Source organism: Verrucosispora sp. WMMD1129 (assembly GCF_029581255.1).
Taxonomy (GTDB): Bacteria; Actinomycetota; Actinomycetes; order Mycobacteriales; family Micromonosporaceae; genus Micromonospora; species Micromonospora sediminimaris.
Window position 1 is genome coordinate 5,172,486 of the sequence record NZ_CP120741.1, and the last position, 21,814, is coordinate 5,194,299.

At 72.5% G+C, this 21,814-nt stretch carries 19 protein-coding genes; 12 read left to right on the forward strand and 7 right to left on the reverse strand.

Annotated elements, in window-relative coordinates:
• Positions 1-140 precede the first annotated feature (140 nt).
• From O7624_RS24195 to O7624_RS24205, 3 genes are read right to left on the reverse strand one after another with little or no spacing between them, the layout of a single operon-like run.
• Positions 141-809: a response regulator transcription factor gene (locus O7624_RS24195; protein WP_007072219.1), complete on the reverse strand. Its 669-nt coding sequence runs from the start codon at positions 807-809 to the stop codon at positions 141-143.
• A 7-nt stretch (positions 810-816) separates the two neighbouring features.
• Positions 817-2,511 (reverse strand): GAF domain-containing sensor histidine kinase, encoded by a 1,695-nt coding sequence (locus O7624_RS24200; RefSeq protein ID WP_093401204.1) that lies wholly within the window; start codon positions 2,509-2,511, stop codon positions 817-819.
• Between the two features lie 14 nt (positions 2,512-2,525).
• Positions 2,526-4,325: a long-chain fatty acid--CoA ligase gene (locus tag O7624_RS24205; RefSeq protein ID WP_282237378.1), complete on the reverse strand. Its 1,800-nt coding sequence runs from the start codon at positions 4,323-4,325 to the stop codon at positions 2,526-2,528.
• A 145-nt stretch (positions 4,326-4,470) separates the two neighbouring features.
• Between O7624_RS24205 and O7624_RS24210 the strand changes: the two genes are divergently transcribed.
• The 6 genes from O7624_RS24210 to O7624_RS24235 all read left to right on the forward strand — a co-directional run bounded on the left by O7624_RS24210 (position 4,471) and on the right by O7624_RS24235 (position 9,751).
• Positions 4,471-4,926: an SRPBCC family protein gene (locus O7624_RS24210; RefSeq protein WP_282237379.1), complete on the forward strand. Its 456-nt coding sequence runs from the start codon at positions 4,471-4,473 to the stop codon at positions 4,924-4,926.
• A 40-nt stretch (positions 4,927-4,966) separates the two neighbouring features.
• Positions 4,967-5,683, forward strand: coding sequence for a hypothetical protein (locus O7624_RS24215; RefSeq protein WP_282237380.1), 717 nt, complete (start codon positions 4,967-4,969; stop codon positions 5,681-5,683).
• A gap of 73 nt (positions 5,684-5,756) precedes the next feature.
• Positions 5,757-6,704 (forward strand): ROK family glucokinase, encoded by a 948-nt coding sequence (locus O7624_RS24220; protein WP_093401202.1) that lies wholly within the window; start codon positions 5,757-5,759, stop codon positions 6,702-6,704.
• Positions 6,705-6,733: 29 nt separating this feature from the next.
• Positions 6,734-7,438, forward strand: coding sequence for an endonuclease/exonuclease/phosphatase family protein (locus tag O7624_RS24225; RefSeq protein WP_282240743.1), 705 nt, complete (start codon positions 6,734-6,736; stop codon positions 7,436-7,438).
• Positions 7,439-7,529: 91 nt separating this feature from the next.
• Positions 7,530-8,936, forward strand: coding sequence for an NAD(P)-binding domain-containing protein (locus O7624_RS24230; protein ID WP_282237381.1), 1,407 nt, complete (start codon positions 7,530-7,532; stop codon positions 8,934-8,936).
• The gene (locus tag O7624_RS24235) at positions 8,933-9,751 is read left to right on the forward strand and encodes an alpha/beta fold hydrolase (protein ID WP_282237382.1); all 819 of its coding nucleotides are present in this window, start codon (positions 8,933-8,935) and stop codon (positions 9,749-9,751) included. The genes O7624_RS24230 and O7624_RS24235 overlap by 4 nt, the downstream gene beginning before the upstream one ends.
• Before the next feature lie 29 nt (positions 9,752-9,780).
• On the opposite strand, the gene O7624_RS24240 is transcribed toward O7624_RS24235, so the two are convergent.
• Together O7624_RS24240 and O7624_RS24245 are read right to left on the reverse strand one after the other, a co-directional pair.
• The gene (locus tag O7624_RS24240; RefSeq protein ID WP_282237383.1) at positions 9,781-11,196 is read right to left on the reverse strand and encodes a trehalose-6-phosphate synthase; all 1,416 of its coding nucleotides are present in this window, start codon (positions 11,194-11,196) and stop codon (positions 9,781-9,783) included.
• Between the two features lie 175 nt (positions 11,197-11,371).
• The gene (locus O7624_RS24245) at positions 11,372-12,220 is read right to left on the reverse strand and encodes a DUF308 domain-containing protein (RefSeq protein ID WP_282237384.1); all 849 of its coding nucleotides are present in this window, start codon (positions 12,218-12,220) and stop codon (positions 11,372-11,374) included.
• Positions 12,221-12,769: 549 nt separating this feature from the next.
• Between O7624_RS24245 and O7624_RS24250 the strand changes: the two genes are divergently transcribed.
• On the forward strand, positions 12,770-13,480 hold the full coding sequence (locus tag O7624_RS24250; protein WP_093401562.1) for a lysophospholipid acyltransferase family protein: 711 nt from the start codon (positions 12,770-12,772) through the stop codon (positions 13,478-13,480).
• Positions 13,481-13,534: 54 nt separating this feature from the next.
• Here O7624_RS24250 and O7624_RS24255 read toward each other — a convergent pair whose 3' ends face one another.
• The gene (locus tag O7624_RS24255) at positions 13,535-17,098 is read right to left on the reverse strand and encodes an adenylate/guanylate cyclase domain-containing protein (protein WP_282237385.1); all 3,564 of its coding nucleotides are present in this window, start codon (positions 17,096-17,098) and stop codon (positions 13,535-13,537) included.
• 167 nt (positions 17,099-17,265) lie between these two features.
• On the opposite strand from O7624_RS24255, the gene O7624_RS24260 reads away from it, so the two are divergent.
• Complete coding sequence (locus O7624_RS24260) at positions 17,266-17,475, forward strand: hypothetical protein (RefSeq protein WP_282237386.1); 210 nt, start codon at positions 17,266-17,268, stop codon at positions 17,473-17,475.
• A gap of 71 nt (positions 17,476-17,546) precedes the next feature.
• Here O7624_RS24260 and O7624_RS24265 read toward each other — a convergent pair whose 3' ends face one another.
• Positions 17,547-18,239 carry a Crp/Fnr family transcriptional regulator gene (locus tag O7624_RS24265; RefSeq protein ID WP_093401197.1) on the reverse strand — a complete coding sequence of 231 codons (693 nt, stop codon included), beginning with the start codon at positions 18,237-18,239 and terminating at the stop codon, positions 17,547-17,549.
• 263 nt (positions 18,240-18,502) lie between these two features.
• Here O7624_RS24265 and O7624_RS24270 point away from each other — a divergent pair, with 263 nt between their 5' ends.
• The 4 genes from O7624_RS24270 to proC all read left to right on the forward strand — a co-directional run bounded on the left by O7624_RS24270 (position 18,503) and on the right by proC (position 21,675).
• Positions 18,503-19,000: a polyadenylate-specific 3'-exoribonuclease AS gene (locus tag O7624_RS24270; RefSeq protein WP_093401561.1), complete on the forward strand. Its 498-nt coding sequence runs from the start codon at positions 18,503-18,505 to the stop codon at positions 18,998-19,000.
• 105 nt (positions 19,001-19,105) lie between these two features.
• A complete protein-coding gene (locus tag O7624_RS24275; protein WP_282237387.1) occupies positions 19,106-19,600 on the forward strand; it encodes a pyridoxamine 5'-phosphate oxidase family protein in 495 nt (164 codons plus the stop codon).
• 157 nt (positions 19,601-19,757) lie between these two features.
• The gene (locus tag O7624_RS24280) at positions 19,758-20,786 is read left to right on the forward strand and encodes a 6-phosphofructokinase (RefSeq protein ID WP_093401195.1); all 1,029 of its coding nucleotides are present in this window, start codon (positions 19,758-19,760) and stop codon (positions 20,784-20,786) included.
• 70 nt (positions 20,787-20,856) lie between these two features.
• On the forward strand, positions 20,857-21,675 hold the full coding sequence (gene proC / locus O7624_RS24285; protein ID WP_282237388.1) for a pyrroline-5-carboxylate reductase: 819 nt from the start codon (positions 20,857-20,859) through the stop codon (positions 21,673-21,675).
• Positions 21,676-21,814 lie beyond the last annotated feature (139 nt).

Sequence of the window (21,814 nt, forward strand, 5' to 3'; positions counted from 1 at the left end):
CACGGAGGCGACGCCGCCCCGGCGGGTATTCTGCCCCGCTTTCGCAAGGGAGGCCATAGCCGTTCGTGTCAGAGGGCGATGAATGCGAAGATCCGTGCCCCGCCGTGGCGGGACACGGATCCCCGTCGGTGCCGCGCCGGTCAGAACTTCGGCGCGTCCGGTGCCTCAAGCAGACCGAGCCGCAGCGCGGTCATCAGCGCCTGCGCCCGGTTGGCCGCGCCGAGCTTCTCGTAGAGCTTCGAGATGTGGGTCTTGGCGGTCGACTCGCTGACGAACAGCTGCTTGGCGATGCCGGCGACGCTCATCCCGTCGGCGAGCAGCCGCAGCACCTGTCCCTCGCGGGGGGAGAGCTGCGGCCCGGACGGGGCGAGTCGACGCTTCATCGCCTCGGCCAGGTCGGCGGCGGTGAAGGCGCTGGGGGAGGAGGCGGCGTGCCGGGCGGCGGCGACCACCTCGTCGGCCGGCGCGGTCTTCGGCACGAACGCGCTGGCGCCGGCCTCCAGGGCACCGAAGAGCTGGTCGTCGCCGGCGTACATGGTGAGCACCACGATGCCCATCGACGCACTGGACTTGCGCAGCGCCCGGGTGGCCTCCAGGCCGCTGCCGTCGGGCAGCCGCAGATCCATGATCACCACGTCCGGCTGCAGGGCACCGGCCTGCCGGACGCCCTCCGCCGCCGTGGCCGCCTCGCCGACGACCTCGAACTGCCGGTCGCGCTCGAAGGCGTGCCGCAGGCCCTTGCGGATCAAATCGTGATCGTCGACAAGGAGGACCTTGGTACGGGTTGCCGGTGTCGGGCTTGTGGTCATCCTCGGCTTACTCCCCTTCTGCAGCGGCGGCGCTACCGCGAACGTTATCGCGCCGGGGCGGTGAACCGACCACCACCGCGACGGTCGTCCCGCTCGGCTGCCGCGGCCTGATCTCCAACCGGCCTCGGATACGTTCCGCTCTCTCGGCCATGATCGCAAGACCATAGTGCCCGTCCGAGCGCTGGTCACCTATGCCGTGACCGTCATCCGACACTTCGATCTGCGCGTAGGGCGGGTCCACCTCGCAGGTGACCCAGAGATTGGCCGCACCGGCGTGCTTGCGGGCGTTGGTGACCGCCTCCTGGGCGATGCGCAGCAACTCGGCCTCGGTCGCGGCGGGCAGCCGGGCGGTGGACTCGTCCAGGGACAGGTGCACCCGCAGCCCGCCGGAGGCGCCGACGGTGCGGGCGTACTCGGCGATCGCGGCGGCCAGGCCACCGTGCCGGTCAACCTCGCTGCGCAACTCGAACAGGCTCAGCCGCAGCTCGGTGATCACCCGGGTCACCTCGTGGCGCAGCAGGCGCAGCGACTCGGCGGTCTCCTCGGCGTCGTCGTGCACGGTGGCCAGGGCGTTGTCGATGCCGTAGCCCACCATCACCAGTTCCTGGGCCACCCCGTCGTGGATCTCCCGAGCCAGCCGCTGCCGTTCCTCGTTGGTGGCCAGCGAGCGCACCTCGTCGAAGAGCAGCGCGGCCTCCAGACGCAGCGCGGCCGGGCCGGTCAGCCCGGTCACCTGGGCCACCACCGGTGGCGGGTACGCGTGCGCCGTGTCGGTCTCCAGCACCACCAGACCCACCGTGCGCAACCCGGCCACCAGCGGCACGATCAGCGCCGAGACCTCCCCGCCCCGGTGCGAGCGGGACTGCGAACGGGCCGAGGTCTGCGACTGCTGGCTGGCCCAGGCGTCGGCGATGGCCGAGTCCGCGTCGATGGTGGTCTCCCAGTCGACCCGGTCCGCACCGAGTTGGGCGAGCACCACCAGCCGGCCACCACCGCTGGCGGAGAGCACCGCGCCCCGGTCGGTACGGGCCACCGTGCGCAGTTCCTCCAACAGGTGCTCGGAGATGCCGCCCGGGTCCAGCGTGGCGCCGGGCAGTTGGCGGGCCACCGTACGCAGCTGGGTCAGCAGCCGGGTCGCCTCGGCGTACGGCTGGGGTTTGCTGTCGTGGCGGACCTGCATGACCCGGTGCAGGGTGCCGGCGGCGTAGAGACCGAGGGCGGCCAGGATCAGCCACTGCGCGCAGACGGCGAGATACCCGGGCTGGCTGAGCTGGCGAACCCCGCCGACCTCGGTGACCGCGCCGGCGACCAGCAGACTGCCGGCGGTCACGGCGATCAGCGCCGCACCCTCACGGAATCGGCGACGCAGCGCCGTGACGGTCACCGGCACCGCGAGATACGGCAGCACCGCGGAGGCGCCCAGCCCGCCGATGTGGCCGCCGACGGTGGCCACCGCGGCGACCTGGCTGGCCGCCAGGCCGAGCACCACCACCTCCGCCACCCGGCTGAGTGGACCGACGAGCCGGTGCTGGGGGGCCAGCATCGCCGGGAGCCCGGCCAGCGCCAGCAGCACGATCCACCACAGCTGGGTGACGTCGCGGGTGGCGAACAGCGTCAGGACGGCGACCAGCGTGAGCACGACGACGCGCGCCGCCGCGGCGAGCGGGTGCGAGCGGGCCAGGGCGGATGTGGAGGCGGGCACGTGACGGATGGTAGTCAGCCGCGGTAGATATCGGCGATTTCCGCCGCGTACGTCTTGTGCACGACCTGGCGCTTGACCTTCAGCGACGGGGTCAACTCCCCGGTCGCCTCGGTGAAGTCGTGCGGCAGCACCCGGAATACCTTGATCGCCTCGGCCTTGGAGACCGACTCGTTGGCCCGGTCCACCGCAGCCTGGATCTCCGCGCGCAGACCGTCGTGCTGACGCAGCTCCTCGATCCCGGTGTCCGCCGGTAGACCGACCGACTCCAGCCAGCCCGGCAGAGCCTCCTCGTCCAGGGTGACCAGCGCGGCGATGAACGGCTGCCGGTCGCCCACCACGACGCACTGGCTGACCAGACGGTGCGACCGGACCTGGTCCTCAAGCACGGCCGGGGCGACGTTCTTGCCGCCGGCCGTCACGATGATCTCCTTCTTGCGGCCGGTGATGGTCAGGTATCCGTCACCGTCGAGCGAACCCAGGTCGCCGGTGCGGAACCAGCCGTCGGTGGTGAGCGCCTCGGCCGTGGCCGCGTCGTTGTGCCAGTACCCCTGGAAGATGAGATCACCGGCGATGAGGACCTCGCCGTCGTCGGCGATGCGGATGGTCACACCGGGCAGCGGCCGACCGACCGTGCCGATCCGGGTGGATCCGGGCAGATTGGCCGAGGCGGCGGGAGAGGTCTCGGTCAGGCCGTAGCCCTCGCAGACCGTCACGCCGATGCCCCGGAAGAAGTGGCCGAGCCGGGCGCCGAGTGGCGCGCCGCCGGAGATCGCGTCGCGGCAGCGCCCGCCGAGCGCGGCCCGCAGCTTGCCGTAGACCAGCCGGTCGAAGAGCGCGTGCTGGGCACGGAGCGCCAGGCCGGGCCCGCCGGGCGTCTCCAGCGCCTCGCTGTACGCGATGGCGACCGCCTCGGCCCGGGCGAAGATCTTGCCCTTGCCGCCCGCCTCGGCCTTCTGCTTGGCACCGTTGTAGACCTTCTCGAAGACGCGCGGCACCGAGAGCACGAAGGTCGGCTTGAAGTCCTGTAGCTCGGCGACCATGTTCTTGGTGTCCGAGCAGTGCGCCATGGTCGCCCGGGCCTGCACCACGCCGATCTGGATGAGCCGGGCGAAGGCGTGTGCGAGCGGCAGGAACAGCAGGGTCGAGGCGTTCGGCCCGAACAGGTTCGGCAGCACCGGGACGGCGTTGGCGATGTCGGCGTACATGTTGCGGTGGGTCAGCACGCAGCCTTTGGGCCGGCCGGTGGTGCCGCTGGTGTAGATGATGGTCGCCACGTCCGAGGAACGCAGGGCCGCGCGGCGGCGATCGATCTCGGTCGGTTCCACCTCCGCGCCGGCGGTCACCAGGTCGTCCACGCCACCCAGGTCGATCTGCCAGACATGGGCCAGGGCGGGCAACTGGTCACGGACGCCGGCCACCAGCGTGGCGTGCGCGGTGGTCTCCACCACGACGGCCACCGCGCCGGAGTCGCCCAGGATCCAGGCTGCCTGCTCGGCACTGGAGGTCTCGTAGATCGGCACGGTGACCGCACCTGCCGCCCAGATGGCGTAGTCGACGAGCGTCCACTCGTAACGGGTGCGGCTCATCAGCGCCACCCGGTCGCCCGGCTGCACACCGGCGGCGACCAGCCCGCGCGCGACCGCGGCCACCTCGTCGCGGAACTGCCGGCAGGTCACGTCGGCCCAGCCACCCGCAGCGTCGCGGCGGGCGAACTGCACCGCGTCGGGCGCGGTCTCGGCGTTGTCCCAGACCGGATCGGTGAGGTTGGCCGAATCGCCGACGGTGACGATCGGCGGAACGGTGAACTCGCGCACCTGCACTCCCTCGTGCTCACGGGACCGGGTCGGGACGCCACCTGCGCCGGTGGCTCTGTCGAAACCTACCCGCCCGGCCGACCGGGAGCACACCGCAGGTGGGCGGCGCGGCGCGCGGGGGGTCACCGGACGGTAGCCTCCCAGCATGGCGGACTCCTCCACCCAGTCGATCATCATCGGCGCGTCACCGGACCGGGTGGCCGCGGTCATCTGTGACTTCCCGAGCTACCCGGAGTGGACCGACGCGGTCCGCGAGGCGGAGGTGATCGAGGAGTACGAGGACGGTTACGCCAGCCAGGTCCGTTTCGTCCTCGACGCCACGGTGATGGCCGACGAGTACGTGCTGGCGTACGCCTACGCCGAAGACCTGTCCCGGATCGAGTGGCACCTGGTGGCCCCGTCGAAGATGCAGAAGGCACAGCGGGGCGCGTACGACCTGGAGGCCAACACCGACGGGAGCACCACCGTGACCTACACCCTGGAGGTGGAGCTCGCGGTCGGGATGCTCGGCATGTTCCGTCGCAAGGCCGAAAAAATGATCATGGACGCCGCGTTGAAGCAGCTCAAGCGCCGGGTAGAAGCATCCGGTGCGGCGCAGTGACGCAGCTGGCGACCCGGTCGCCGCGGTAGAGGAGCCCAGCATGGGTGCGACAGATCCGGGTACGGCCCGGGAAGAGGCGGAGCGGCTGGTCGCCACTCTGCTGGCCGCCGTACGGTTGGCCGCCGCCAACCCGGCGGCGGTGCCGCTGGGCCCGCTCGGCGGGATCGTGACCGGTGTCCTCGGTCACAACGACGTCCCTGGTGCGGCCCCCGCTGACACCGGAGCGGGTTTCGCCACCGGTGCGGCCGAATGCTGCGTCTGCCCGGTTTGCCGGGGCATCGCCGCGTTGCGTGATCCGAGCCCCGAGTTCGCCGAGCGACTGGCCACCGGTGCCGGGGATCTGGCCGCTGGCCTGGCGAGTTTCCTGCGTGCCTTCGCCCCGGCCGAGCCGCCGGCCGGACCGGGCGCGGCGCCGCCGCCGGGGCCCACCGCCGATGCCGCCGCCACCGCCGCCACCGATCCGTACGGCGACCACGTGTGGCGCGAGGCGACCCGGACCGGGCATGATTCTCAGCCGGCACCGGAGCGGGACGTCTGGTCCGCCGCGACCCGGGCGGAGGACGTCGCCGTCCCGGCCGCCGCGCCCGTCGATGCCGCCGGGCCGGTCGCACCGGCCGGACGCCGGACGCCGACCGAGCGTCGCGTGGTGCCCGCCTCCCGGGTACCCGACGGCGAGCCCGCGCCGGGCGACGAGCCCGCGCCGGACGGCCGTACCGTGCCCGGCGGGCGGCAGGGCGCACCAGGCGACGGGGCCTGATCACGGACGACCCGCAGCACCACCGGCGAGGGCAGGTGTGCGCGGGGTGGCACAGCAGAGGGGAGTGGCAGCGGTGACGCTGACCATCGGAGTCGACGTCGGTGGCACCAAGGTGGCCGGCGGTGTCGTCGACGACACCGGCACGGTCCTCGTGCAGACCCGACGGGACACCCCCGCCGACGACGTCGGCAAGACCCGCGACGTCATCATCGAACTCGTCGCCGAACTGAGCGCCGGTCATGACATCCAGGCGGTCGGCATCGGCGCGGCCGGCTGGATCGACGCCAGTCGTTCCACAGTGCTCTTCGCCCCCAACCTGGCCTGGCGCGACGAGCCGCTGCGGGCGTACGTCAGCGCGGCGGTCGGACTGCCGGTCATCGTGGAGAACGACGGCAACGTGGCGGCCTGGGCGGAGTTCCGCTACGGCGCCGCCCGCCACGCCGACGACTCGATGGTCATGTTCACCATCGGCACCGGCGTCGGCGGCGGCATCGTGCTCGGCGGTGAGTTGGTCCGCGGCGCCCACGGCATCGCCGCCGAACTGGGCCACATGCTCACCGTCCCCGACGGCCACCAGTGCGGCTGCGGCCGACTCGGCTGCATCGAGCAGTACGCCAGCGGCAGCGCCCTGGTCCGATTCGCCCGGGCCGCCGCCCGGCAGGAGCCGCACCGGGCCGCCGCCCTGCTGGAGTTGGCCGACGGTGAGGCCGAAGCGATCACCGGCCCGATGGTCACCGCCGCCGCCAAAGGGGGCGACCCGGTCTCGGCCGAGGCGTTCGCGCAGGTCGGCCGCTGGCTCGGCACCAGCCTGGCGGACATGGCGCAGATCCTCGACCCGCAGATCCTGGTCGTCGGTGGCGGCGTCATCGACGCCGGTGACCTGCTGATGGGCCCCACCCGTCGCTCGTTCACCGAGGCGCTGGCGCAGCGCAGCCGGCTGCCGGTGGCTGAGATCCGGCCAGCCGAGCTCGGCAACTCCGCCGGGGTCATCGGCGCCGCCGACCTGGCCCGGCGGATCTAGCGGTGTCGGTGTCCGCGACACCGCATCCGGTGGCGCAGCCCGGCGTGCCGCTGCGCGTGCTGTCGTACAACGTCCACGGCCAGCGCGACGACACCGCCGCGCTGGCCACGGTGGTGCGCGAGGCAGCACCGGACGTGGTCATCGTCCAGGAGGGACCGCGCCGGTTCCGGTGGCGGGAGAAGTCCGCCGCGCTGGCCGAGTCGTTCGGGCTGGTGGTCGCCGCCGGTGGGCTGCCGTCTCTGGGCAACCTGGTGTTGACCAGCCTCCGGGTGCGGGTGACCGCGCCCCGCTGCCGGCGCTTCCCGCTCACCCCGGGCCGGCACCTGCGCGGCGCCGCGTACGCCGACTGTCGGGTGGGCGCCTCGGCCCGGTTCACGGTGGCCGGGTCGCACCTGTCCACCGATCCGGCGGAGCGTCCCGGACAGGCCGAGCTGTTCAAGCGGGACCTGACCGGCGCACCTCATCCGGTGATCGCCGCCGCCGACCTCAACGAGGAGCCGGGCGGGCCGGCGTGGCGCACCGTCGCCGACGGGCTGACCGACGCGGCGGTGGCGGCGGACCGGACCGACCGGCTCACCTACTCGTGCGCGGACCCGCGCCGGCGCATCGACGCTCTGTTCGTCGACGCGCGGATCACCGTGGTCGACTACGACGTGGTGGACACCCCGCTGGCCCGGCGGGCCAGCGACCACTTCCCGGTCCTGGTCGACCTGCTGCTGCCCGCCACCGCCTGACATCGGCCGTTCGCCGGGCTGGACATCCCGCTCCGTTGTGGAGAGGATTTCGCGCGACCCGGCACTCGTGCCGAGACGAAGGAGATCCCCGGTGCCCACCTCCACCGAGCCCGGCCGGCCAGATCCGGAGACGACCACGCTCGCCCGCGGCCCCGACGGCCGTCCGGTCTCCGACCGGGGCGACACCGTCTGCGTCATCGGTGCCGGTGCCAGCGGCCTGACCGCCGTGAAGAACCTCGCCGAGCACGGCTTCGGGGTCGACTGCTACGAACGTGAGACCGGCGTCGGCGGCGCCTGGAACTGGCGGCACGACCGGAGCCCGGTGTACGCCAGCACCCACCTGATCTCGTCGCGGCCGTTCACCCAGTTTCCCGACTTCCCGATGCCCGACCACTGGCCGGACTACCCGCACCACGGCCAGTTGCTGTCCTACTTCGAGCGCTACGCCGACCACTTCGACCTGCGTCGGCACATCTGGTTCGGCACCGAGGTGGTGCGGGTCGAGCCGGTCGGTGACGACCGGTGGGACGTCACCACCCGCAGCACCGGTGGCTACGGCCCGGAGCGCACGTCCCGGTACGCGGCCGTGGTGATCGCCAACGGGCACAACTGGTCGCCGAAGCTGCCCCGCTACGAGGGGCTGGAGCAGTTCCGTGGCGAGGTCATGCACGCCTCGTCGTACAAGGACTCGGCGCAGCTGCGTGGCAAGCGGGTGCTGGTGGTGGGTGCCGGCAACACCGGCTGCGACATCGCCGTGGAGGCCGCCCAGCAGGCGTCGCGTTGCTGGCACTCCACCCGGCGCGGCTACTGGTACGCCCCGAAGTACGTCTTCGGTCGCCCTGCTGACCAGGTCAACGACCTGCTGCTGGCGCTGCGGGTACCGCTGCGGGTCCGGCAGTGGCTCTACCACCGGACGCTGCGACTGACCGTCGGTGACCTGACCCGCTTCGGCCTGCCGAAGCCGGACCACCGGGTGTACGAGACCCACCCGATCGCCAACAGCCTGCTCGTCTACCACGTGGGCCACGGAGCGATCACCCCGGTACCGGACATCGCGCGCTTCCACCCGCACTCGGTGGAGCTGACCGACGGCCGCCAGATCGACCCGGAACTTGTCGTCTTCGCCACCGGTTACCTGCCCCGCTTCGAGTTCCTCGACGGCAAGATCCTCGGTGACGACGAGGGGGTGGGTCGGCCCCGACTGTGGCTCAACGCCCTCGTACCGGACCATCCCACGCTCGCGGTGACCGGGCTGGTCCAACCCGACTCCGGCATCTTCCCGCTGGCCCACTGGCAGGCCGTGCTCTTCGCCCGGTTGCTGCGGGCCCGTGCCAGCCGTCCGGAGCGGGCCGCCGCCTTCGCCGCCCGGGTACGCGCCGGAGCCGGCGAACGCTACTCGGGACAGGTGAAGGACTCCACCCGGCACTGGTTCGAGGTCGGGCACGCCGACTACCTGCGCGCGCTGGAGCGCGCCCTACGCGAGCTGGAGAGCAAGTGACCGAGCGGGTGATGCGCAGCTGGGAGTGGGCGCGGCCGGTGCGTCCGGTCCGGCGTGAGGTGCTCAGCGCCGTCCCGGAGGTGGAGGAGGGGCGGCCGCCGCTGCTGTTCGTGCCCGGCTTCGGCCATGGTGCCTGGGCGTACGCGGAGAACTGGCTCGGACACGTCGCCGCCCGCGGCTTCGGCGGCTACGCGGTGAGCCTGCGCGGGCACGGCGCCAGCGAGCCGGCCCCGGAGGCGACCCTGCGGGCGTACGCCCACGACGTGGTCCAGGTGGCGGCGAGCCTGCCGCGCCGGGCGGTGCTGGTGGGGCACGGCGCCGGAGCCCTGGTGGTCGCGCATGCCATGGCCCGCTATCCGGCTCGGGCAGCGGTGCTGGTGGCGCCGGTGCTCGGCGGCTGGGCGACGTTCGGCACCGCGTTGCGCCGCAACCCGCTCGGTACCCTGCCGGCAGTGTTCGGCGCCGGGCTGCGGCTGAATCGCCGGCAGCTGTTCAGTGGTGAGCTGCCCGACGCCGACGCCCGGCGGTACACCGGGCGGCTGGGGCGGGCGGCCCGGCGGGCCCAGTGGCAGCTGTTGACCGGTGCCGATCCGGAGCCGGCGGTGGGTGATCCGCCCGTGCTGGTACTGGGTAGCCCGGACGACCGGGTGGTGCCGGCCGCCGCGCTGACCCGCGCAGCACGGCGATACGGTTCGGCTCCGCTGCTCTTTCCCGGCATGGGGCACGACCTGATGCTCGACGCCAGGTGGCGGGAGCCGATCGACGCGATTCTCGACTGGCTGGTCAAGGACCCGGCCCGCGACGACCTCGGCTGAGGCGTCGCGGGTGTGCCCGGCGACCGGTCTCAGCCGCCACCGAGGCGGGTGAGCATCGAACCGCTCTGGTCCAGTGTGGACAGGTAGGAGCGGGCCCAGGCCCGGATGTCGTGCTCGTGCAGGTACGCACGCATCGATCGCATCCGTTCCCCTACGTCGGCGGGATCGGCCCGCAACGCGGCGAGCAGACCCTGCTTGAGCCCTTCCAGGTCATGCGGATTGACCAGGTACGCCTGTGGCAGTTCGGCGGCGGCCCCGGCGAACTCGCTCAGCAGCAGCGCGCCGCTGTCGTCGACCCGGGCGGCGACGTACTCCTTGGCGACCAGGTTCATCCCGTCGCGCAACGGGGTCACCGCCATCACGTCGGCGACCCGGTAGAGCGCGGCCAACTCGGCGCGATCGAACGGCTGGGTGAGGTAGTGGATGGCGGGCTCACCCACCCGGCCGAACTCGCCGTTGATCCGCCCGACCTCGCGCTCCACCCGGTCCCGGAGGATCTGGTATTGGCTGACCCGCTCTCGGCTCGGCACCGCCACCTGCACCAGCACCGTGTCGCGGACCTTGACGTGCCCACCGGCCAGCAACTCGCTGTACGCCTTGAGCCGCTGCTCGATGCCCTTGGTGTAGTCCATCCGGTCGACGCTGAGGATCACCTGGTCGGGGCTGCCCAGGTCGTGACGCAGCCGGTGCGCCCGGTCGGCCACGTCCGGGCGGTCGGCCAACGCCGCCATCTCGACAGTGTCGATCGACACCGGGAACGCGCCGATGCGCACCACCCGGTCCTCGACGCCGACCCGTCGGTCGGTGGCCGGCAGCCCCAGAACCTTCGTCACCAACTGGGCGAAGTTGTGCGCGGCCTGGGCGCGCTGGAAGCCGACCAGGTCGGCGCCGAGCATTCCGCGTAGCAGTTCGGCCCGGCGGGGCAACTGCATGAACAACTCCGGCGGGGGGAAGGGCACATGCAGGAAGAAGCCGATGCGCAGGTCGGGCCGCAGGGTGCGGAGCACCCCCGGGACCAGTTGCAGGTGATAGTCCTGCACCCAGACCACCGCGCCGGGCTCGGCGACCTGTGCGGTGGCCTCGGCGAACCGCTGGTTGACCCGCTGGTAGGCGTCCCACCAGCGCCGGTGGTGCTGGGGCTGCTCGACCGCGTCGTGATAGATCGGCCAGAGGGTCGCGTTGGCGAAACCCTCGTAGTGGTCGCGCAGGTCTTCACCGCTGAGTGGCACGGAGTGCATCCGTACTCCGTCGATGTCGGGCAGGGCGGGCGCGGGACCGGTGCCGCCGGCCCAGCCGACCCAGGTGGCGGGAGTGTGGCGCAGCAGCGGGTGCAGCGCGCTGACCAGCCCACCAGGGCTGCGCCGCCACTCGCAGGCACCGTCGGGGGCCACGCTGTCGTCGATGGGTAGGCGGTTGGCCACCACCACGAGGGAACTCTGTCGCATCTCGGGCATTCCGATCAGCAGGGGAGTGACCGCCACGAGGAAGGAACAACCGGGCAGTCGGCGGGTGACGTGACGTACTGCGGTATTCCTACTGACAGTAAGTTACACCACTGTTACGCGCGTCGGCACGGGCGGTCGCCGTCCCGGTATCCGGACGGCTACCCTGCGCGGTGACTCAGACGACGGCGCCGTCGTCCGGGTCGCGGTCGTCGGCGTCGCCGGGCCGCAGCCGCCACACAAGCGTGACGAAACCGGCGAGAATGCCGGTGAAGCCGAGCAACGTCACGATGCCCTGGTCGACGGGGAGCAGATCGGGGAAGAGGAACAGCACGAAGCCGAGCAGCACGGCGAGGATGCCGGCCAGCGCGAACTTCGACACCCGGGGCAGCGGTGGTGGCGGCGGCGGTACGTAGCGCTCGTCGTCGTCCGGGTCGTCGGGCAGCTCCGCGCCGAAGGTGTCCAGGCCGTCCAGCAGCGACGGCCCCTCCCCGTCGCGGGGGCCACGTCCCACCGAGACGCCGGAGATGTCGGCGGCGTACGGCAGTCGGCGTACGTCGGTGGCGGTGGGGCCGGGCTCCTCGGTGCCGGGTCGGGTGGCGGTGGCCGTGCCACCGCCCCGTCCGGCCGGGTCGTCCACATTCTCTGCGGCGGGCCACGGATGGTCGCCGGAGCCGGGCGGGGCGTGGAAGCCGGCGATGATCCGCTCCCACTCGGCGTCGATGTCCGGCTCCTCGCTGGCGCGGGCGTCGCCGGTCTCGTCGGCGAGTTGGCTGAGGTAGTCCCGGGCGGTGCTCAGGTGCGAGCGGTCCACGTAGAGCCGGTCCACCGGCCGGGGCGGCACGGTGGTGGTACGGGTGACCGGGTTCAGGTCGGCCGATGGTTGCAGGTAGGCGGCGATCCCGCCGGCGGCCAGCACGTCGAGCAGGTGCTCGCCGACGCGCGGATCGACGTCGCCGGCGATGGCGTACTCGCTCGCGTCGAGACCGTTGTCCCGCCGTCCCCGGCGGGCCCCACCCGCTGACACCGACCATCCTCCTCATCGCGCCACCGGCGCGCCCCGCAGCCCCTCGGCGCGCCCCCGCACGCCCCGTGCCCTGAATCGTGACACGTCGAGGGTGGGTTCGGGGAGTGCCTTGTGGCGCGGCGTACGGTCACCGGGCCCGGCCGATGGCCACAGCCGTCACTGTCGCACCGCCTGTCTGCCGGGCGACTCGGCCAGGCGACGACCCTCGGTGATGGCGACTCAGCGTGACGAAGCCCCCTCGGCCCCCGCCTACCCACCGCCCCCTTTGCTCTGCTTCAACCCACGCACAGCCGCCTGACCAGGTGGGATGGTGCCAGCGGAAGCCAAGTTCCGGCGAACAACCGCCACGGAAAGTGACTGTTGCGTGGGTTGAAGCAGAGCAAAGGGCGGAGATGGGAGGTGCGGAAGGGGAGCGGCCAACACCGAACGTGACGGGTGATTTCGGGCCGAGCGTCCGTTGCCGCGGCTGGCCGGTGGTTCGTAGGCTCGTGCCACGATCACCCGACCCGGCGCGGTCCGCGGTGAGCAACACCTGGGGAGAGGATGCCGGTGCTCTACTGGCTGCTGAAGTACGTGCTGCTCGGCCCGCTGCTGCGGCTCATCTTCCGGCCGCAGGTGGAGGGCCTGCACCACGTACCGGCGACCGGTCCGGTCATCCTGGCCAGCAACCATCTCTCCTTCTCGGACTCGATCTTCACACCGCTTATCGTGCCGCGGAAGGTCACCTTCGTGGCCAAGGCGGAGTACTTCACCGGCAGGGGGATCAAGGGCTGGCTGACCAAGATGTTCTTCACCGGCACCGGCACCATCCCGGTGGACCGCTCCGGCGGCCGGGCCGCCCGCGCCGCGCTGGACACCCAGCTGAAGGTGCTGCGGGCCGGCGGCATCGCCGGCATCTACCCGGAGGGCACCCGCTCGCCCGACGGCCGGCTCTATCGAGGCAAGACCGGAGTGGCCCGGCTGGCGCTGGAGAGCGGTGCGCCGGTCGTGCCGGTGGTGATGCTCAACCTGGACGAGATCCAGCCGCCCGGTCAGCTCATCCCGAACCTGGCACGGGTCCGGATCCGCTTCGGCCCACCGCTGGACTTCTCCCGTTACGCCGGGCTGGCCGGCGACCGGTTCGTCGAGCGCGCGGTCACCGACGAGATCATGTACGAGTTGATGGAGCTCTCCGGCCGCGAGTACGTCGACGTCTACGCCCAGCAGCTAAAGGCCCAGCCCACGGCGACGACCCCGCCCGCCACACCTGTCGCGGCCTGAGGGGCCCACCGGAGACGGCAGGCCGGACGTGGGAGGCGAGTGGGCCGGCGACGGTCAGGAGGCGAGGATCTGTGCGGTGTCGGCGGGCGGCTGGGCCAGAGCGAGCAGGCCCGGTGCGCCGTTGCGGTGGGCGAAGGCGCGCAGCTCGGCCAGGGGCGCGTCGGCCGCCGCGAGGTCACCGGCGCAGGTCAGTTCGCGTACCGTGAAGGTCAGTGCCAACATCCGGTCGGTGACGTCGGGGATGCCGGCGTAGGTCTCGGCGGCGGCCAGGTGCAGCTCGGCGGCGTGCCGGTGGTTGTCGTCGGCCCCGGCCAGCGCGCCGGTCACCGTCCGCAGCGCCGCCTCGGACCAGGGCGTACGGTGACCGACCTGGTCGAGCATGGCGCGTATCCGGGCGGCGGGCTTGCGTCCGGTGAGGCACGCCGCCCAGCTGGCCGCGGCGATCCACTCGCCGCTGGCCAGCGCCGGTACCGCGGTCCACGACTCGGCCAGCTCGTCGACAAGCGCGGCGGCCTCGTCGAGGCGACCCTGTACCGCCCGGCACAACGCCCCCATCGCGAGCATCGTCCAGTGCAGCCGGTGGAAGCCGCTGCGCCGCGCGATGTCCAACGCGGCGGCCACGTCGTCACGCGGCGGTGTCCCGGTCGGCGCCCCGTCGGCGGGTGGGCCCGGCGGCACCGGCCGGCCACGCAGCACCAGCAGGCACGACCGCAGGCCGCGTACCTGCATGTCCCAGCTGCCGGTCGGGGTGTCCACGAACGCCTCGGCGGCGGCGAGCAGCCGGCCGAAGTCCCCCTCGAACCAGGCCCGCATCGCCTCGCCCGAGTAGCTGGTGGTCAGGGTCTGCCCGCTCGCGGTGCGGGCCGGCGCCGCCGACAGCAGGGCGTCGGAGCGTAGCCAGTCGCCCTCCTCGCGAACCGCGTAGGCGAGGTTCTGGGTGGCCCGGGGCAGGGCGAGCAGTTGGCCCGCCCGGCTGAACTCCACGATGGCGTACAGCTCGTCGAGCCCGGCGCGGTCGCCGGCCTGGTAACGGGCGGTGGCCGCGGTGATCCGGGCGTTGGTGCGGGTCTCGGTCAGCCCGAGTCGTTCGCCGATCTCGGCTGCCGTGTCCGCCGCCGCCACGGCCGGGTCACGCTCGTAGTTGAGCATGTGCAGCCGCCCCAACTCGGCGAAGGCGTCGGCCTTCTGCGGGCTGTCCGGCAGCGGCTCGAACAGCCGTACCGCCCGGTCCAGGCAGGCCAGCGCCGCCGGCCGGTCGGCCCGCAGCCACGCGGCCTGGCCGAGCAGTGTCCAGGCCCGCGCCGCGCACGCCTCGTCGCCGTACGCGAGCAGTCGCTCGGCGAGCGCCTGCACCTGCTCCGGCCCGCCGCTGGAGAGGAAGGCGTTGCCGTCGCGGTGGAACGAGATCTCGGTGCTGAGCAGCTCCAACTGGAGCCGGCCCACCGGATCGGAGTCGTCGGCCAGGCCGAGCGCCCGGGCGGCATGGCTGGCGGCGGCGTCCAGCCCGTGCAGCGCGTACGCCCGGCGCGCCGCCCGGTGCAGCGCGGCCCGGGCCGGCGCGGCGTAGCGGATGGTCTCCATGCCCAGCGAACGGGCGATCTCGTGCGCCGCCCAGCGGTGGTGGGCCAGCACCTCGGCCAGGTCGGTGTCCCGGCTCTGCGACAGCGTGTCCAGCCAGTCGGCGGTGCGTTCGTGCCGGGCCACCCGCTCGGTACGGGGCAGCCGCTGGTAGCACACGTCGCGGACCAGGACGTGCCGGAAGCGGTACTCCGGCTGACCGGCCATCGTGGAGGCGGCCTGCTCGTGGACGAAGTCCCGCTGCTCCAGCCGGCGCAGGGCACGCTCGACGGACTCGACCGGCTGCCCGACGGCGGCGGCCACCGCACCCGGCCAGAACTGCACCCCGACGACTGCGGCGGCCAGCAGCACCGCCCGGTCCTTCGCGTCGAGCAGGTCGACCCGGTTGGCGATGACCGCGTGCACGCTCTCCGGCATCGGCAGGTCCAGGTGCTTCTCCAGCGACCAGCCACGCCCGGACTGCCGCAGCGCCCCCTGCTCGATCAGCATCCGGACGTACTCGTGGGCGTAGAGCGGATTGCCGCCGGCCACCTCGATCAGCGGGGTCAGCAGGTCGGCGGAGAAAGCGGCCTGGCCGAACATGTGCGCGTACAACGTGGCGATGCCGGTGTCCCGCAACGGCGGCAGGGCGATGGTGACCGAGCCGGTGATCGTCCCGGCCCAGCTCGGATCCCGGTCGACAAGTTCGGGACGGGCGGTGCACAGCAGCAGCAGCGGTACGTCCCGGGCCGCCGCACCCAGCAGTTCCACGAAGCGCAGCATCGCGTCGTCGGCCCAGTGCAGGTCCTCGAAGACCAGCACGGTGGGGCGGCGGGCGGCGAGCGCCAGCAGGAACCGTCGCCACGCCGACTCCGCCTCCTCGGCCGGCAGCGGGGTGCCGGCCAGCCCGACCAGCGGTCGCAGCGCGTCGGCCACCCGGTCCCGCTCGGCGACGCCGACCAGTTCGCCCACGGCGGTGGCCAGCCGTTGGGCGGCGCTGGCCGCGGGATCGGTGTCGAGGATGCCCGCCTCGGCCTTGACGATGTCGGCCAGCGCGGCGAACGTGACGTTCTCGCCGAACGGCGGGCACCGGCCGATCCGCCAGGTCAGTGGCTCGTCCACCAGCCGGCCGGTGTGCCGGTGCAGCTCACGGACCAGTCGGCTCTTGCCGATGCCGGCCCGGCCGAAGACGGTCACCACCTGGGGCCGACGGTCACGCAGGCTGCGGTGCAGGGCGTTGACCAGCATGCCCAGCTCGTGTTCCCGGTCGATCAGCGGGGTGGTGTCCGGCTCCCGGTCGGTGGGCTGCTGGCGTACCGCGGACCGGGCCAGCCACACCTCGGTCGGTGCGGACCGGCCGCGCAGGGTGACCGGTGGCTGCTCGTCGTACCGGATGGTGTCGCGGGTCAGCGCGTGCGTGGCACCGTCGACGAGCACCCCGCCGGGCGGCGCCGCCGACTGCAACCGGGAGGCGGTGTTGACCACGTCACCGGCCACGATCGCCTGCCCGCCGTCGCGGGCGGCGGCCACGTCGACAAGTGCCTCCCCGGTCGCCACCCCGACCCGGAAGCGCAGCCCGTCGGTGCCGGTGGGGGTGAACCGGGTCAGCACCCGCTGCAACTCCAGCCCGGCCCGGACACACCGCAACGCGTCGGTCTCGGTGGCAATCGGCGCACCGAACAGCGCCATCACCGCGTCACCTATGTACTTCTCCACCACCCCGCCGTACTGGCCGACCACTCGGCGGGCGGCGGAGAAGAAGCCGGTCTGCATGCCGCGCACCAGCTCCGGGTCGGCCCGTTCGACGTACGGGGTGAAGTCGATCAGGTCGACGAAGAGCACACTGACCCGGCGGCGATCCTCCTGGTTGATGGTCGCCGGTCGGTCCGTGCCGGCGCGGGGTGACCCGCAGGAGGTGCAGAAGGCCACGTCCGGCGCGAGGGGGCGCAGGCAGTGTGGGCAGACGGCACCGAGTTCCGCGCCGCAGCCACCGCAGAAGCGGTCGCCCTCGGCGGCGGTACGTCCACAGCGGTCACACTGTGCGGCGATGACACCCTCCATTGGCAGGCCCCCGACGCGCCGGGGCGCAGTATCGAGTATCGCCGCCCGCCGCACTGTCGGGTACCGGGCTGTTGGTTTGTGGACACTCAGCCGGGCAGCTCACGGCGTTCCGGAACGGCTAGATTCAGGCAGCCGATTTGTCGACAGCTGATCAGGGGGACAGCTCCATGGTGTACGTGATGCTGAAGAGCGACTGGACCGACGGTAACGGGGTCGCCCATTCCGCGGGTGACTCGTTGGACGTGGACGCCGCTACCCTCGCGCAGTTGCAGGCGCAGGGGATCGTCGGCGAGGTGCCCGGCGGTGGCAAGGACGGCACGGACTGGGCCGGACCGGGTGGCACAGACTGGGCCGGGCCGGGCAGCACCAAGCCCTGACCGAACAACGACGGGCGGGGCCGGGACGTTCGTCCCGGCCCCGCCCGCATTGTCATCTGCGCGGGGGCCGCTCAGCGCTCGTTCATGCCGGCGCGGCGGCGCAGCGCGGGCACGTCGGTGACCACGATCCGGCGACCCTCGGTACGCAGCCATCCCCGGTTGGCGAACGAGCCGATCGCCTGGTTGACGCTCTGCCGGGAGCCGCCGGCCATCTCGGCGAGCTGGCTCTGGTTCAGCTCGATGGTGATCATCGGAGCCTGGCTCTCGCCGGCGAGCCGGACCAGCGTCTTGGCCACCCGGCCGGGCAGGTCGAGGAAGACGTGGTCGGCGTTCTGCTCGGTCAGCCGACGGATCAACGCACCGAGGGAGCGCATCACCGCGTCGAGGATGCGCGCGTTCGAGTGCACCAGCTCCATGAACGCCGGCCGGGACAACGCCAGCGCGGCAGTGTCCTCGATCGCCTCGGCCGAGGTCGACCGGGTCGAGGCGTCCAGCAGGGAGACCTCACCGAGCACGTCCGGCGGACGCATCACGGTCAGGATCGCCCGTTCACCGGTGGGCGCGGTCCGGAACACGGCCACCGCTCCCCGCCGCAGGATGATCAGCGACTCGCCCGGGTCGTTCTCCACGAACAGCAGCTGACCCTTGCGGTACGTCCGGGGCACCGCTGCGGCGACCACCCGCTGGCGTACCTCCGGCTCCAGCCCGGCGAACATGTCGACGCCGGTGAGCGCGTCGCCCGGCTCCGGCAGGCGCATCTCCACGGCCCCACCCCTCCCCGGTCAAGGACCCCAACTCGCTCACCGGGTGAGCCTGGCGGCCCTGACGAGGTGATCCGACACCCGTGCGGCGTCCGGCAGCGGTAACACATCAGATCATGACGGTCCCGTCGCGTGCTGTACACCCCTCAAATCACTTCCGTGACCGGTTCGAGCTGGGGCGTGACCTCCCGGCGGACCGTGGAAGCGCTCCCGGTGTCGCCGACCCGATGAACGGGCCGCGGTGACCGTCCGCGAGGATGGTCACGATGGCCTACCGCTACTTCTACGACTGCGAGTTCATCGAGGACGGCCGGACCGTCGAACTGGTCTCGATCGGCGTCGTCGACGAGCATGGCCGCGAGTTCTACGCGGTCTCCACCGAGTTCGACGCGTCCCGGGCGGTGCCCTGGGTACGTCGCAACGTTCTGGACAAGCTGCCCTCCCCGGCAGACCGGGCGTGGCGGTCCCGCGAGCGCATCCGCGATGACCTGTACGAGTTCCTCGTCGAGCCGATCCGGGGCCGCCCCGGCGAGGAGGTGGAACTGTGGGCCTGGTACGCGGCGTACGACCATGTGGCCCTGGCGCAGCTGTGGGGTGCGATGCCGGCGCTGCCCCGGGAGATCCCCCGGTACACCAAGGAGCTGCGGCAGCTGTGGGACGAGCGGGGTCGGCCTCCGCTGCCGAACGCCGCGGCGGCCCGGCACGACGCGCTTGTCGACGCCCGGCACAACCTGGCCCGGTGGCGGGCGATGACCGGTTCGTGAGATTCGGTATTTCGGTGGTTTGACCGGTGCTGTCCCGGGCACCGGGTTCGCCGACGGGCCGAGGCGAGGGAGTGCCGGCGTGGGCAGGTGCAGGGGAGTGTCGACGTGAGCGGCGGGGTGATCGGCGGCCGGCAGGCCCGGAGACGGATCACCGAGCTGATCCGGGCCGCGCGGATCTGCACCCTGACCACCATCTCCCTCGATGGTCGGCTGGTGGGCCGGCCGATGACGCTGCAACGGGCGGAATTCGACGGGCAACTGTGGTTCTTCGCGTACGCGGGCTCGGCGACCGCCCGGCAGGCGCGGGTCAACCCGGAGGTCGAGCTGAGCCTGCACGACCCGCAGGCGCAGGTCTGGGCCTCGATCACCGGCAGCGCCCGGGACGACCCTGACCAGGCACGCGCCGAGCGGCTGTGGCACCCCGGACTGGCCCCGTGGTTTCCGGACGGTCCGGCCACGGCGGGGCTCACGCTGATCGCCGTGCACCCCACGGCCGTGCGGTGCTGGGACGCCCGGGGCGGTCAGGTCGAGCTGATCGGCCCGGTCGGCGCAGCGTCCAGCGGTGGGTCTTCGGCCGATCACCGGGAGGACGGCTACTGACCGGTAGCGGGGCGCGGTGTGGGCCGTACCGAGCGGCGACTACAGTTCGTAGGGACGGCCCGCCCCGGGCCGGCAACGGTGCCGAGGGTCCGCGCTGACACATATCCTGGGGCTTGATCGGGCTTGACCAGATGCTCCCCAGGAGGATGAGCAGATCATGCGTATCGGCGTGCTCACCGGCGGCGGCGACTGCCCGGGTCTCAACGCGGTCATCCGGGCGGTGGTCCGTAAGGGCGTCGCCAGCTACGGCCACGAGTTCGTAGGCTTCCAGGACGGTTGGAAGGGTCCGCTCGAGGGGCTGTCCCGCCCGCTCGGCATCGCGGAGGTCCGCGGCATCCTGCCCCGTGGCGGCACGATCCTCGGCTCCTCCCGGACCAACCCCTTCAAGATCGAGAACGGCGTCGAGCGGATCAAGGACAACCTGGCGGCGCAGGGTGTCGACGCCCTGATCGCCATCGGCGGTGAGGACACCCTCGGTGTCGCCACCAAGCTCCACGAACTGGGCGTCAACGTCATCGGCGTGCCGAAGACCATCGACAACGACCTCGGCGCGACCGACTACACGTTCGGCTTCGACACCGCCGTCAACATCGCCATGGAGGCGATCGACAGGCTGCACACCACCGCCGAGAGCCACCACCGCACCCTGGTGGTCGAGGTGATGGGCCGGCACGCCGGCTGGATCGCCCTGCACGCCGGCCTGGCCGGCGGCGCCAACGTGATTTTGCTCCCCGAGCGGAACTTCGACGTCGAGCAGGTCGCCGGCTACGTCGAGAAGCGCTTCCAGCACCAGTACGCCCCGATCGTCGTGGTCGCCGAGGGCGCCCAGCCGCTGGAGGGCCAGATGGTCCTGCAGAACCAGGAGCTGGACGCGTTCGGTCACGTGCGGCTCGGCGGCATCGGCCAGTGGCTGGCCGAGCAGCTGGAGGCCAAGACCGGCAAGGAGGCCCGCACGGTCGTGCTCGGCCACATCCAGCGCGGCGGCACCCCCACCGCGTTCGACCGGGTGCTCGCCACCCGGCTGGGCCTGCAGGCCATCGACGCCGCCCACGAGGGCGACTGGGGCAAGATGGTCGCGATGCAGAGCACCAACATCGTCCGCGTCCCGCTCGCCGACGCGACCGCCGAGCTGAAGACCGTTCCGCTGGAGCGGTACGCCGAGGCCGAGGTCTTCTTCGGTAGCTGATCGTCGTTCCGGCGTCGCGGTCGGCCCGTCGGGCCCGCCGCGACGTCGGCCCACGAAGGGGGTACGCCAGGTGTCAGCCGGGGTGCACACGGTCGCGGTGATCGGGGCGGGCAAGATCGGCGAGCTGATGCTCTCCGGGCTGCTGCGGTCCGGCTGGCCGGTGGACCGGCTGCTGGCCACCGCCCGCCGCCCGGCCCGCGCCGAGGAACTGGCCGACCGCTACGGCGTACGGGTGGTGGACAACCTCACCGCCGTGGACGAGGCCGAGGTGCTGGCCGTCTCGGTGAAACCGCAGGACGCCGCCGCGCTGCTGGACGAGATCGGGCCCAAGGTGCCGCCCGGCAAACTGCTGATCTCGCTCTGCGCCGGCCTGCCCAGCAGCTTCTTCAGCCGCCGGCTGCCCGAGGGCACCCCCGTGGTGCGGGTGATGACCAACACCCCCGCCCTGGTGGACCAGGCGATGACCGCGATCTCGGCCGGCGCGTACGCCACCGGCGAGCACCTGGCACTGGCCGAGGAGATGTTCAAGCCGCTCGGCGCGACGATCCGGGTGCCCGAGACGCAGCAGGACGCGGTGACGGCGCTGTCCGGCTCCGGCCCGGCCTACTTCTACCTGCTGGTCGAGGCGATGACCGACGCCGGCATCCTGCTCGGCCTGCCCCGTCAGGTGGCGCACGACCTGATCGTGCAGACCGCGATCGGCTCGGCGGTGATGCTGCGCGACTCCGGCGAGCATCCGGTGAAGCTGCGCGAGGCGGTCACCTCGCCCGCCGGCACCACCATCTCCGCCGTCCGCGAGTTGGAGAACCACGGCGTACGCGCCGCCCTGCTGGCCGCCCTGGAGGCCGCCCGCGACCGCGCCCGCGAACTAGCCGCCCAAGCCGAGTAGCACCCACCCCACCCGCCCCCCCGCCCGGGCCTCGCCCCCGCCCCCGCCCTGCCAGCCCCGCCCGCCCCGGGCCGGGCCGCGCTGGCGGCGCGGGTTGCGGTAAGTGGCGGTATCCCGGTCGAGTTGAGGGCGCGAAATG